The sequence below is a fragment of the Acidobacteriota bacterium genome, assembly GCA_026393755.1.
Taxonomy (GTDB): domain Bacteria; phylum Acidobacteriota; class Vicinamibacteria; order Vicinamibacterales; family JAKQTR01; genus JBAXOX01.
This window is the reverse complement of the sequence record JAPKZO010000009.1, coordinates 1-13,508: the sequence shown is the minus strand read 5'-3', so window position 1 is coordinate 13,508 and position 13,508 is coordinate 1. Positions and strand designations below refer to the sequence as shown.

At 65.7% G+C, this 13,508-nt stretch carries 8 protein-coding genes; 4 read left to right on the top strand and 4 right to left on the bottom strand.

What is annotated here, in order from left to right; translation table 11 throughout:
* Positions 1-4: 4 nt before the first annotated feature.
* Entirely contained in the window at positions 5-2,764 is a 2,760-nt protein-coding gene (locus tag NTV05_04325; GenBank protein MCX6543624.1) for a hypothetical protein, read from the bottom strand.
* A 68-nt stretch (positions 2,765-2,832) separates the two neighbouring features.
* Here NTV05_04325 and NTV05_04320 point away from each other — a divergent pair, with 68 nt between their 5' ends.
* The 3 genes from NTV05_04320 to NTV05_04310 are packed head-to-tail and all read left to right on the top strand — an operon-like array spanning position 2,833 to position 7,415.
* Positions 2,833-4,152 (top strand): amino acid permease, encoded by a 1,320-nt coding sequence (locus tag NTV05_04320; protein ID MCX6543623.1) that lies wholly within the window; start codon positions 2,833-2,835, stop codon positions 4,150-4,152.
* Positions 4,153-4,199: 47 nt separating this feature from the next.
* Complete coding sequence (locus NTV05_04315; protein MCX6543622.1) at positions 4,200-5,189, top strand: amidohydrolase family protein; 990 nt, start codon at positions 4,200-4,202, stop codon at positions 5,187-5,189.
* 12 nt (positions 5,190-5,201) lie between these two features.
* A complete protein-coding gene (locus tag NTV05_04310; GenBank protein ID MCX6543621.1) occupies positions 5,202-7,415 on the top strand; it encodes a M20/M25/M40 family metallo-hydrolase in 2,214 nt (737 codons plus the stop codon).
* Positions 7,416-7,432: 17 nt separating this feature from the next.
* Here NTV05_04310 and NTV05_04305 read toward each other — a convergent pair whose 3' ends face one another.
* Positions 7,433-8,659: a Zn-dependent hydrolase gene (locus NTV05_04305; protein MCX6543620.1), complete on the bottom strand. Its 1,227-nt coding sequence runs from the start codon at positions 8,657-8,659 to the stop codon at positions 7,433-7,435.
* Positions 8,660-8,814: 155 nt separating this feature from the next.
* Here NTV05_04305 and NTV05_04300 point away from each other — a divergent pair, with 155 nt between their 5' ends.
* Positions 8,815-10,161 carry a dipeptidase gene (locus NTV05_04300; GenBank protein ID MCX6543619.1) on the top strand — a complete coding sequence of 449 codons (1,347 nt, stop codon included), beginning with the start codon at positions 8,815-8,817 and terminating at the stop codon, positions 10,159-10,161.
* Positions 10,162-10,303: 142 nt separating this feature from the next.
* Here the strand turns inward: NTV05_04300 and NTV05_04295 are convergent, their stop codons facing one another.
* Positions 10,304-12,964 carry a TonB-dependent receptor gene (locus NTV05_04295; protein MCX6543618.1) on the bottom strand — a complete coding sequence of 887 codons (2,661 nt, stop codon included), beginning with the start codon at positions 12,962-12,964 and terminating at the stop codon, positions 10,304-10,306.
* A 222-nt stretch (positions 12,965-13,186) separates the two neighbouring features.
* A partial coding sequence (locus NTV05_04290; GenBank protein ID MCX6543617.1) for a hypothetical protein occupies positions 13,187-13,508 on the bottom strand: 322 nt, incomplete at its 5' end.

The following is a 13,508-nucleotide window of genomic DNA, read 5'->3' as shown; positions in this document are numbered from 1 at the left end:
CCCGTCATCGCAACCGCGGATCCGGCCTCACCACCAACGGCTGCGTGTAGCTCTTTCCGTCGACGGTCAGCTTGACCGTGTACGTCCCCGGTTGCGAGAGCGCAGCGCCACCCCGGCCACCACCGCCACCGGCCCCGCCACGACCGCCGCCGCCGGCAACTCCCGCACCGCGCCCACCACCACCGACCGATGGCGCCGCTCTCAGATCCCAGATCCAACGGTGCGTGCCTGCCGCCGTCGAGAGCGGTTCCGGCGTGGACACCCAGTGCGCGGGAATGTTGAGCGTGTTCGGATCGCGGGCCGGCGTCGGATCGGCGCTCGAGACGTGCCTGATCGTCTGCCCGGCGCCATCGAGAACCTCGATCGTTACCGGGCCGGCAGACGCGCTCTTGAGGTAGTAGTCGACGATCGCGCCATACGGCCGGTTCTCCGCGAACGGTTCATCCCTCGGCAGGGGCGTGCCCTGCTCGCTCGGCACGGGCACATTGACAGCGTCTGCCGGTTTGAAGAGGAACGCGCCGGCGGCAATCACGCCATCTCCAATCTGGCGCAGCGGCGTGATGTCGTCGAGAATCCAGAATCCTCTGCCGTGCGTGGCCACGATCAGATCGTCGTTCTTCACGGCCAGATCGCGCATCGATGTCGCCGGCAGGTTCAGTTGCAACGATTGCCAGTCGTCGCCGTCGTTGAACGACATGAACACGCCGCGCTCGGTGCCGGCAAAGAGCAACCCCCGGCGCACGGGATCTTCCTTCACCGTCTGGACGTAGTCACCAGCGGGCAAGCCGCGCGTAATGAGCTTCCACGTCTTACCGCCGTCGCGCGTCCGGTAGATGTAGGGCTCGTAGTCCTGCAGCTGGTGCCGCTCGACGGCGGCGTAGGCTTCCAGCTCGTCGGCGTATGACGCCTCGATCATCGTCACCTTGCTCCACGACGTCAGGGCCGGAGGCGTCACGTTCTGCCATGTCTTGCCATCATCGGGAGTGACGTGGATGTACCCGTCATCGGTGCCGACCCAGACGAGATAGTCGCGGACAGGCGACGGCGCGATGGTGTAGATCACGCCGCGGCGCTTCTCGGCTGGGGCATCGGCGGCGGCCGCGGCATCGAGATTCGACGGCACGCCCGGATCGTCGCGCGTGAGGTCGGGGCTGATTCGTGTCCAGCTGTCGCCCCCGGTCGTGGTCTTGTACAGATACTGGTTCGCGAAGTAGAGCTTGTGGGGGTTCGCCTCGGAGAACACGAGCGGCTGCGTCCACGCGTGACGGAACGGACCGCCTTCCGCGCCGCGTTCGGGCGACACGTTCTCGGTGAGGCCGGTCACGACGTTGCAGCGCGACACGGTGCCTCCAAACAGGATTTCGGGATGGAGCGGATCGGGCGCGGTGTAGCCGCTTTCGCCGCCAGCGCAGGTTCCCGTCCATTCGTGCATCGATATCACAGCGTGCGGACCGCGCGAAGGCACGGTCACCGCACCGCTGTCCTGCTGCGCGCCGGAGATCCAGTAGGGAAACCGGTTGTCGGCCGCCACGTGGTAGAGCTGAGCGGTGGACTGGTTGTACCAGGAACTCCACGTCTCGGCGCCATCGACCGTGACAATGGCGCCCTGGTCACTGGCCAGCACCATGCGCCTGGAATCCTCGGGCGAGATCCAGAGCTGATGGTAATCGTCGCCACCCGGCGCGCCCTTGATGGGTGTCCAGCTCTTGCCGCCGTCTGAGGATCGATAGAGCGACGTGTTCGAGACGTAGACGAGATCGACATTCTTCGGATCGGCTGCGATCTTCTCGAAATACCATCCACGACCCCAGACGCGGGTATCGCCGGAGATCTTCAGCCACGTCGCTCCGGCGTCCTCGGACCGATAGAGTCCGCCGTTCTTCGCGTCGACGATGGCGTACACCCGCCGCGGATTCGCGGCGAGGGCGAGCCCGATGCGGCCGACGCCTTCGGTGGGAAGGCCGCCGGCGAGCGCCTGCCACGACGTGCCGCCATCGGTCGACTTGAAGATGCCGCTCCCCGGCCCGTTCGACGGTCCGTAGACGTACCATGGCGGACGGCGCGTGGCCCACATCGCCGCATAGACCACTCGTGGATTCGCCGGGTTGATCACCAGATCGACCGCGCCGACGCTGTCGTTCCTGTACAGCACCTTCTTCCACGTCTTCCCGCCGTCGAGCGAGCGGTAGACCCCACGGTCGGGACTTGGGCCGTAGGCGCTGCCGAGGGCGGCCACGAACACGATGTTGGCGTTCTTCGGATCGACAACGACCCGGGCGATTTGTTTCGTCTCGTCGAGACCCACGTGCGCCCACGTCTCGCCACCGTCAGCGGACTTGTACATCCCGTTGCCATAGCCAATCGAATCGCGCATGTCGGATTCGCCCGTGCCGACGTACATCACGGCTGGATTGGACGGCGCGACTGCGATGGCGCCGATCGACGCGACGGGCTGCCCATCGAACACCGGCCTCCACGTGCGGCCCGCATTGGCGGACTTCCAGACGCCGCCGCCCACCGATCCGTAGAAGAACGTGTTGGGCTGACCAGGCACTCCACTCACGGCATTGATGCGCCCGCCGCGGAACGGCCCGACCAGGCGCCACCGCAGCGCGGATGAGAGACTTTGAGCGATTGGCTGCTGGGCTGACACCGGCGACAGGCCGACCGCCGCCGCCGCAACACCGATTCCGAGGCACACGACAACAAGGGTTCGCCTGAACGTGAACATGTCTGATTTCTCCTGGCCCAGATCTGACAGCATCGCATCTTCGCCCGCGCGGATCAACGGGAGACCGCAGACATGGGCCTCCGTGCTAGCATGCGGGCTTGATGGCCGCCGCTCCCGCTCCGCCACCGGAACTCCAGCGCTCCCTCCGATTGCCGCATGCAACGGCGATGGTGGTCGGCACGATTATCGGCGCGTCGATCTTTGTCCAGCCCTCGGAGATCAGCAGCGCGCTGCCGTCGATTCCCGGAATCCTGGCGGCATGGACGGTCGCCGGCCTGCTCACGATCGCCGGTTCTCTCATCTGCGCCGAGCTCTCCTCCGCGTATCCGCGCACCGGCGGCGTGTATGTGTTTCTCCGTGAAACGCTCTCGCCGGCGGTCGGGTTTCTCTGGGCGTGGGCGATGTTCTGGACGATGCACTCCGGCATCATCGCGGCGATCGCCGTCGTGTTCGCCCGCTATGCGGCGTACTTCGTGCCGCTCTCATCGGCCGGGCAGCAGGCGGCCGCGATCGTGGCCATCTTCATGCTCTCTGCGATCAATTACGTGGGCGTCAGGTTCGGCAGCCGCGTGCAGGCCGGCTTCACGCTGGGCAAGCTCTGCGCCGTCGCGCTGATCATCCTGTTCGGATTCGTCCTCGGCGCGCACCTGCCCCATTTCGCCGGGAGTCGTACGCGTCCCGACGCGCTGCTGCAATTCCCGCGGGCGGTGGCGGCGGGACTGTTCGCGTTCGGCGGCTGGCACATGGTGACGTACATCGGAGGAGAAACGGTCGAGGCCAGACGAACCATCCCGAGGGCGCTGATGCTGGGCACCGCGATCGTGACGGTCTGCTACGTCGCGCTGAACGCCGTGTACCTCTATGTGCTGCCGCTCGACCGCGTCATGGCGTCGACCCGCGTGGCCGCCGATGCGGCCGATGCCGTGCTCGGCTACGGGGGAGGCGCCTTCCTGTCGGCGCTGGTCGTCTTCTCGACGTTTGGTGCGTTGAGCGGCATCATCCTGCTCGGTCCGCGCGTCTACTTCTCGATGGCGGGCGACAACCGCGCGCTCGGGTGGCTCGGGGTCGTGCACCCCCGTTTCCAGACGCCGCACCGGGCCATCATGGCTCAGGCGGTGTGGGCGTCGGTGCTGGTGGCGACGGGCACCTATCGGGCGCTCTTCACCCGCGTCGTCTACACGGAGTGGATCTTCTTCGCCGCCATGGCGGTGGGGTTGTTCGTCGCGCGCAGGAGAACCGACTACCGGCCGACCTATCGCGTGCCCGGGTATCCGGTCGTGCCCGCGCTGTTCGCGCTCGTGGCCGCGGCGATTGCCATCAATCAACTCGTCGCGGATCCGGTCGAGGCGCTGATTGGGCTGCTGCTGGTCGGCGCCGGCCTTCCGGCGTACTATTTGTTCAGGCCGCGAGGTCGAACGTAGCGCTTTGTTGCCGACTTGGTGAGTCGGAGGATTTAGGAGGACGTTGCATGCCCGTGATCGATTTTCACAATCACTATTACCCTCCAGCCTACCTCGACGCATTGCGATCGGGTGGCACCAGCGTAACCGTCGGCGTCGACAAGGAGGGCAACCCGCTCCTGTACTACCCCGGCGACTACAACATCGTCGTGCCTGGACATCGCGATATCGAGTACCGCGAACGGGTCCTCGACGAGCACGGTGTCGATCGCCAGGTCGTCACGCTGACGACGCCCGGAACGCACGTGGAGACGCCCGAGCGGGCCGCCGAACTCGCCCGGCTCGTCAACGACGGATTCGCGCAGGCGGTCGCCAGGCCTGGCGGCCGGTTTGCCGCGCTCGCGACGCTGCCCCTCAACGATCCGCGCGCATCCGCCAGGGAACTGGAGCGGGCGATGAAGAAGCTGGGTCTGCCCGGGGCGATGCTGTTCAGTAATGTGAACGGTGTGGCGCTTGCCGACCATCGATTCTGGCCGCTCTACGAGGTCGCCAACGACATGGGCGCGGTCTTCTTCATCCACCCGAATCACCCGACGAGCGTCGAGGCGATGACGGAGTTCTGGTTGATGCCGCTGGTCGGGTTCCTCATGGATACGACGCTGGCCGCGGCGCACCTGGTGTTTGCCGGCGTGCCCGAGCGGTTCCCGCGGATCAAGTGGGTGCTTGGACATCTCGGCGGCGCCATCCCGTATCTGGCCGAGCGGCTTGATCGCGGATTCCGGGCGTTCCGCGAATGCCGCGAGCACATCACGCGGCCGCCAAGCGAGTACCTCAAGGCGTTCTACTTCGACACCGTGAACTTCAACCCCGACGCCCAGAAGATGGCCATTGCCTTCGCCGGGGCGGACCACATCCTGGCTGGCAGCGACTACCCGCATCAGATCGGCAGCCTGTCGCTGATGCTGGAGAGCATCCGCTCGCTCGACATCGATGATGCGGCCAGAGCCGGCATTCTCGGCGGCAACGCGGCGAAACTGCTCGGTATCGGGGACAGGTAGCTGGAGGAGATCATGCTGTTCAGAAGCAGACCGAGTCGGACAATCGCCGCATACGGGTGGGCCCTGGCCGCCATCAGCCTGTGGTCGGTGGCGATCCGCGGTGCTGATCCGGCCACGCCCGGACAGGGAGTATTCAGCCGGCTCGTCGAGACACCAGGCGTATCCGGTGATGAAACCGCGGTGCGTGAGGTGATTGCGGCGGCGCTCCCGAAATGGGCCAGGCCGCGCGTCGACTCGATCGGCAACCTGATCGTAACGACTGGAAGCGGCAGCCCGCACGTGCTGCTGGTCACCAACATCGATGAGGATGGCTTCATCGTGTCGCGCGTCGGCGACGATGGGTATCTGCGATTGCAGCGCTACACCTCTGGCATTCAGCATCGGCTGTTCGAGCAGTATCACTACAGCCAGCCCGTCGTCATCCGAACCGATCATGGCGCGCTGGTGCCGGGCGTCGTGGCATCGACATCACAGCATCTGGGTGGGCCGCAGGTGCTGGCGCGATCGATCCGGACGATCGACGACCTGTGGGTGGACATCGGATCATCGGGCCAGGCCGAGACACAGCCGCTGGGCATTCAGTTGCTGGACACGGTGTCGCTTCGCGACCGCATACAGCCGCTGGAGCGTGGCAGGACTGCCGGCGTCGTGACCCAGGGCCGCGCGAATGCCTTCGCACTGGTCGAACTGCTCGCGAGGCGGGAGAAGGCGCCGGAGATCGCCGGCACGTTGACCGTGGCCTGGACGACGCAGGGGGTCTATCGCGGGCGTGGCCTCGCGCGACTGGCGCGCGAGATTGAGCCCGATCGCGTCGTTCTGCTGGATCGGGTGACGCTGTCGTCGGATGTGAGCGGCCGAGGAGCGGCAGGCGAATTGGGCGGTGGTCCGCTCGTGCGGAAGGGCGACGCTCCCGCGGAGGCCGCCGCAGCCAGAGCCGGCGTGAAGATTCAGATGGCCTCGCTGCCCGCAGGGAGTCTGCCGTGGCCGGCCGCCAAGGTGTCGGCGATCGCGTTGCCGGTGCTCTTTGCGCAGACCCCGGTCGAGGTCGTGGACGCGCGCGACGTGCAGTCACTCGTGAGGCTCCTGGAGGAGTGCGCCGGGCTGCCTGCGACGGCGGCGACTCAGTCGGAGGCGGCTCCTTCGGTCGGCACCGCGCCGGCCGGGAAGAAGACCGGTCGCGCCTTCGGTGCGCCGCCGTTGTTCTCGGTGTTGTCGGCGCTCATCGAGACGCACGGAGTGTCTCCGAACGAAGTGGCGGTGGCCGACGTCGTGCGGCAGTGGCTGCCGTCATGGGCCAAGCCCGTGGTCGACGAGAAGGGCAATGTCTCGGTCTCGTTTGGCAAGGGCGGCGCCTCCCTGGTGTTTGTCGCGCACATGGACGAAGTGGGTTATCAGATCTCAGCCGTGCGCGACGACGGCACCGCGACGGTGAGACGCCGCGGCGGCGTGATGGATGCGATCTACGAAGCCAGGCCAGTGGTCGTGCACACCGCCCGGGGGACCGTGCAGGCGGTGATGGCGCCCCGCGCCAACTACGCGAAAGCCGCCGAGGCATTTCCGGCGGCAGACGACGTGTTCGTGTACTTCGGGACCGATTCAAAGGCCGAGACCACCGCACTGGGGATCGCCGCGGGCGACACGCTGTCGGTGAGAAAAGTCTTCACGAAACTGGCGGGCCAGCGAGCCACCGGCCGATCGATGGACGACCGGGTCGGCGACGCGGCGCTTATCGAAGCCCTGTGGCGGATTGATCCGGCTCGCGTGGCCAACCGCGTCACGTTTGCCTGGGTCGTGGGCGAGGAGATCGGGCTGGTCGGATCGGCGTTTCTGGCCGGGAACGTGCCCGCGGATTACATGTTTGCCGTCGATACGTCACCCTCGTCCGATTCTCCCGTCGATTCAATGCGGCTCGCGTATCTCAAGCTGGGGGCGGGAGCCGCTGTCGTTCGTGGAATCGACAGCAGTTCGATGGCCCCGAGGGCGCTCGTATCAGGCCTCACGGCGTTTGCACGTGCGCGGGGCATTCCGACGGTGCTCGGCGCGAACGGGGGGGGGACCGATGCCGGCAGTTTCGTGCCGGTCGGCGTCGCGACGGCGGGTCTCAGTTGGCCCGGGCGGTACTCGCACTCGTCCGTCGAGGTCGTCGATGCGCGTGACGTCGATGCGCTCGTGCGGATGCTTGTGGCGGTGGCGGAGTCGTTTCCAGGAGCGGCGGCCCGGCGGTAACCGACCCCGTTTCCGCTCTACACCGCCAGCGCCAGCACCGTATGCAGCAGCACGTTTGCGCCGGCTTCCAGATCACTGGTCGATGTGAACTCGTCAACGTTGTGACTGATCCCGCCGCGGCTCGGAACGAAGATCATGGCGGCCGGGAACTTCCGCGAGAGAATCTGGGCGTCGTGCCCGGCGCCGCTCACCATGCGCATCGACGAGTAACCCAGCGCCGTGGCCGCATCCTGCACGTGCGTCACCACTGCCGTGTCGAACTGCACGGGCGGCACCCTGACGTCGGTGACGTATGACACCGTGACGCGTTCGGCCGCCGCCCGGTCGGCCACGAACTGCTGCAGACGCTGCTCGGCCATCGCGAGACGATCGGCATCGGGATTCCGAAGATCAACCGTCAGGCGGGCACGCTCCGGGACAACATTGACGATGTTCGGAGCGAGCGAAAGCGCTCCGACGGTGGCGCGCTGGCCCTCGATGTCGTGGGACAGAGTCCGCGCGTACTGGACGATGGCGGCTGCCACATAGCCGGCATCGCGCCGCATGTCGATGGGAGTTGCGCCCGCATGGGCCGTGGCGCCCGTGAGCGTGAAGGTGATCCAGGTGAGACCCTGCACGGCTTCGACGACACCAATCGTCGTGTGCGCGTGCTCGAGGATCGGCCCCTGCTCGATGTGCAGCTCGAGGTAGGCGCGCACGGCGACGTCGTCAAGATTGTCGGGGCCCGCGTAACCGGTCAGATCGATTGCCTCACCCACAGACATGCCGTCTCTGTCGACCCGGCTTCGCGCATCTTCGATCCGAAGATCGCCGCGGAACACCAGACTGCCCATCATGTCGGGCGCGAAGCGGGCACCCTCTTCGTTGGCGAAGGCGATGACGCCAATCGGCGGCCCGGTCGAAACCCGGGCGTCGTTGAGGGTTTCGATGACCTCGAGCGCGCCGAGGACGCCGACACTGCCGTCGAACCGGCCGGCGGTCCCCACCGTGTCGAGGTGAGAACCGGCCAGCACCAGTCGGCCGGCGTCTGCGCCCCGCCGGACGCCGAGGAGGTTGCCAATCCGATCGATTCGCACCGCGAGGCCGAGCGATCGCATGCGCGCTTCGACATAGTCCCGTCCCTGTTTGTCCGCCACGCTGAAGGCCAGCCGGCAGACGCCACCGGAGGCGGGCGCCCCAATCCGGGCCAACTCGTCGAGGTGATGCTGCAGGCGGGCGGCATTGACTCGCAGGCTCACCGGCATACTCTAGCTCGTCTTCCTCCGGCGTGCTTGCGGCAAGGGTGCCCGGCAACGTATCCTACGCGCCATTGAGGTATTCTTCTCGATTGCTGGTGACGCGTCACGCCCCCTGGCGCGAACGGGCCAGCCGCCTGAACGTTCACCGGAGACACCGCATCATGCCGACCAAGTTCGTTGCCCTCTGTAGTCTTGTGATTCTGCCCATCGCGCTCGTTGCGTTCCAGCAGGCCGCCGAGAAACCGGATCCTCTCGTCGCCAAAGCGATGGCCATCCACAAGGACGCCATCACGCTTGACACCCATGTGGACATCGGCGGCGCGGACTACGCCACGCCGGCGCTCGATCCCGGCGCGCCGACGAGCCGGTTGAAGTGCGATTTGACGAAGATGGAGAAGGGCGGCCTCAAAGGGGTGTTCCTGGCCGTATACGTCGGACAGGGGCCACTGGACGCCGCCGGGTACGCGCGGGCGCATGAGCAGGCGATGGTCAAGTTTGCTGCGCTCAAGCGCCTGACCGAACAGATGTATCCGAACCGCTGCGCGTTTGCCACCTCGCCCGCCGATGTCGAACGGATTGCCAAGACGGGCAAGCGGGTGATTATGACCGGCGTCGAGAACGGCTACCCAATGGGAATGGACCTGGCCAACGTCAAGAAGTTCTACGACCTCGGGGCGCGGTACATCACGCTGTCGCACAGTGGCAATAACCAGCTGGCCGATTCGTCCGGGTCCCGCGAGCCGCTTCACAACGGTCTGTCCGCGTTGGGTCGCCAAGTCGTGGCCGAAATGAACCGTCTCGGCATGATGATCGACGTGTCGCACATCGCTGAGAAGTCGTTCTGGGACGTGATCGCTCTCACAAAGGCGCCGATCATCGCGTCGCATTCCGGCAGCAAGGCGCTCGCCGACGTCGACCGCAATCTCACCGACGACCAGCTCAAGGCCCTGACGAAGAACGGCGGCGTCATCCAGACCGTGGCGCTGGCCAGCTTCCTGAAGATGGATGATCCGGCCCGGACCGCAGCCATCGCGAAACTGCGTGAGGAAATCGGGCTGCCGGCCCGTGGCGGGCGCGGCGCTGGCGGTGGTCGTGGCGGTGCGGGAGCAGCGGCGGGTGCGGCAGCGGAGGTCGTCGGTCGTCGGGCCGCGGCGGCGCCGATGACTGACGAGCAGCGCGCCGAGTACGAGAAGAAGATGGCGCTGCTCGAGGAACGGATGAAGGACGTTGATGCGAAGTTCCCGCCGGCGTCGCTCAAGGACTTCGTCGATCACATCGACCACGCGGTCAAGGTTGCCGGCATCGATCACGTGGGCATTGGCACCGACTTCGATGGCGGCGGCGGCATCGCCGGGTTCAACGACGACACCGACGCGCCCAATGTGACAATCGAGTTGGTGAGGCGCGGCTATACCGAAGAGCAGATCAAGAAGATCTGGGGAGGCAACCTGCTGCGTGTCTGGCGCGACGTGGAGAACGTCGCGGCGAAGCTGCAGAAGACCAGGTAGGCGAGACCCCAAGTTGATAGCCGCCTCTGCCGCGGCTTGGCGCGAACGCGGACGTCCCGTAGGGGCACGGCATGCCGTGCCCCTGCCATCAGACAAGACTCACGATCACGATCGATTCACGCGCCGACTCGAACGCCGAACCTCAGAAGCTCAGGCTCGCGCTCAGGCTGACGGTCCGCACGCCTTGAACATTGGTCGGCTTCAGGAAGAACGGCGACGTCATGTTGCCGTTGTAGCCGACGTAGTTCGCGTGATTGGTCAGGTTCTGGACGTACGCAGAGAACACGAGACGATAGCGGGTCAGATTGCCCCTGTCCACCGGCGTCACCTGCAGCCCGCTTGCGGTCGACGTGACCGAGATTCCGAGGCCGCCAGGTACCTTCTTCGTGCCGAACCCAATCGTGTACGAGAAGTTGCCGTACACATCCCACTGGCCCGTTGCTCGCTCAGTGTTTCGACCCACGCCCGCCGGGCGATCGTTGAACAGGAGATCGCCATTGTCATCGCGGCCCGTGCGGATCGTGTACGGCGAGCCGGATGATGCCCGAATCGCGATCATGGCGGTCAGGTTCTTGAGCGCCGTGCTGTTCAACGACGCATAGACCCGGTGTCGCACGTCGCCGAACGATGGACCCCACTCCGTATCCAGCCGTCCGCTCGCCGGGACGCTGAAGGCGTCATCCACGTTGTTCCGGGCTGTCGCGAGCGTGTAGCCCGCGTACACGATCAACCCCCGCCGCCAATTGAAGCGCCGACCGGTCGTTGCCGGTCCGATCGACGGCGGAGCGAGATTCAGATTCAGCGTCGTGGCCAGGGATCGCGAACGCGACTCACCGGCCGACGCCGTCTCGATAATATTCGCAAACGTCGGGTTCGAGCGCACGCCATCCACCGGGGCGTTCAGGTTGTCGCCAGCCAGCAGGCCGCTGGCCCAGGTGTCGGCGTAGAGGACATTGATCCGCATCACTTTGGTGATCTGCTGATCGAGTCCGAAGCTCACGCGCGTATTGTTCGCCATTCGCGCGTCCGCCCCGAGCAGATATCTGTTGGTCGCCGGAATCAGCCCAAGTGTCCCGGTATCCGGGTACGCCGGCGTGACGATGTTCAACTCCTGCTGGCGAAAGCCGTCAACGCGCAGGGTCTGTTCGTATGTGCCCGCATTGAGCCAGTCGTAGAAGCGGCCGACACTCGCCCGCAGCGTCGTCTTGCCGCTCTTGAATGGCGCCCACGTGATGCCGAACCGCGGGCCGATGTTGTTGTGATCATTCAGATGCGTCTGCGCCTCCACCCGAATGCCCGGGCTGAGCGTGAGGCTCTTGCGTACGCGAATGTCGTCCTGCAGATACCAGGCCGCCTGCACGTTCCAGTAGCTGATGCTCGGATCACCAATCCGTCGAGTATACGTGCGGGGCAGGCCGGCCTGGAACGCGGCAAGGCTCTCGAATGTGTACGTGCCCAGGACGTTCGCGGTGTCGTCTGACCGATACCGGCCGCCGTCGAACGAGATGCCCGTGCGCCAGGAGTGAACGCCGCGGACGTAGTCGAGGTCGGACTGCAGCGAGAGCCTGCGCGTGTGGCGGCCGCCGGACCGCTGGGCCCCGCCGCTTGTGAAGGCGTCGTTGACGATGACCGTCGGCGCCTCGAGCGACGATGTGGACGTGCTGTCGTTCCAGGTCATCAAGAGCCGGGTGTTGATAAAGAACCGCCGGCCAATCGGGCCGGCTTCCTGCAGGCGCAGCACCGCGGCGGTATCCTGCGTCGAGTACGCGCGTTCGATGAGATCGTACGCGCCGACACCAAGGTTCCTCATCCGGTCTGTGTAGCGGTACCCGACCGCGCGCAGGGTCTGGTCCGGCGTAAGGGCGTAATCGAACATGCCCTGAACGGCGAGCATGTCTTCCAGGACACGCACATTCATGTTCTCCGCGAGCGTGCCCGTGGGCGTTGCCGCGTACTGGATCGGCGTCGTGTACCCGTGGTAGCGGCTGACCCACAGACCGACGCTGCTCTTATCCTTGATGAGCGGGCCGCTGACGCTGAACACGGGGTTCTGCCACTGAGCCGGTCCTTTCTTCGGGATGAGCGGGTTGCGTCCGTCCAGCGCGCTGTCGGCGAGCGAAAGGCGCACGGTACCCTGCAGCGCTCCGATGCCCGGCTGCGTGATGATGTCGACAAACATCCCGCCGGCCGAGTGGTTCTCCGCGGCAAACTTATCGCGCGTGATGTGGATGGCCTTGATCTGCGCCTTGGGCGGCAGTTGCTGGCCCTCGAAACTATCGACGCGAATTGCCGCGCCAGCGCCCGCCATGTCCTGAAGCTGCTTCGCCATCTCGTTGGGGTCGTCCGAGAGCGCATCGATCTGTTCTCGCGTGAGCGCCGATCCGAACGTGGTGCCGCGGTCAGACGCCGTCGTCTGCGGGTCGCGAGCCACCGTGATCTCGGTCGTCATCCTGGCGAGGGGCAAGAGCAGCAGGTGCCTGTTGTCGCCCGCCTTGAGCCGAAGTTCTCCGATCGCGCCCAGTTCAAAGCCCGGAAATTCGCCGTGCACCGCATATCGGCCGAGAGGCAATCCCTCAAACGTCGCGAGCCCCCTGTCGGTCGACTTGATCGGCGCGATGTTCGTCTTCTTTGTGGCGTCGTCGATGCCGACGACCGTGACGACGGCACCGGGAATCACCAGACGGCTTGGATCGACGACCGTAATGATCAACCTGCTGATTGGCGCCGGCTGCGCCATTGATGTGGCGGAAAGCCCGCCGAGGACGTACAGCAGCGCAAGACTGCGGAAGAGGCGACGAGTCATGCCCACCTCCCGAATGTCATTCCTCCGACGGTGGCGCTGGCGACGGCGACGCACGCAACACGGGAAGCGAAAGCTGTCACGGGGGCGCGCCGCTGACTTCTTTAGGGGGCGAGGTGGACGGGGGAGACAGCTGTCTATTCTAGACCAGAAAGCCGGGACCGGGACACGGCTCATGACACGCGTCATCTCACAATTCTGACGTGCGCCCCGCCGCCTTCGGTTTCAGAAGCTGAAGTTCGCCGACAGGTTGAACGTCCGCACTCCCTGCACCTGCGTCGGTTTCTTGAACAGCGGCGACGTCATGATGCCGTTGTAGCCGACGTAGTTCGCGTGGTTCGTCAGGTTCGACATGTTAAGGCTGAACGAGAGCCGGTAACGGGGTTGAGCCTGCGGGGCCGGCATGGCCGGCATCGAAATGCCTGCAGCCCTCGCAATGGTCGCCAGATCGATCCCGCCGGCAGCCGGCGCCTTCCTCTTGCCGAATCCAATGAAGTACGAGAAGTACCCGTACGTGTTCCACTGACCTGAGGCCCGCTCGGTGTTG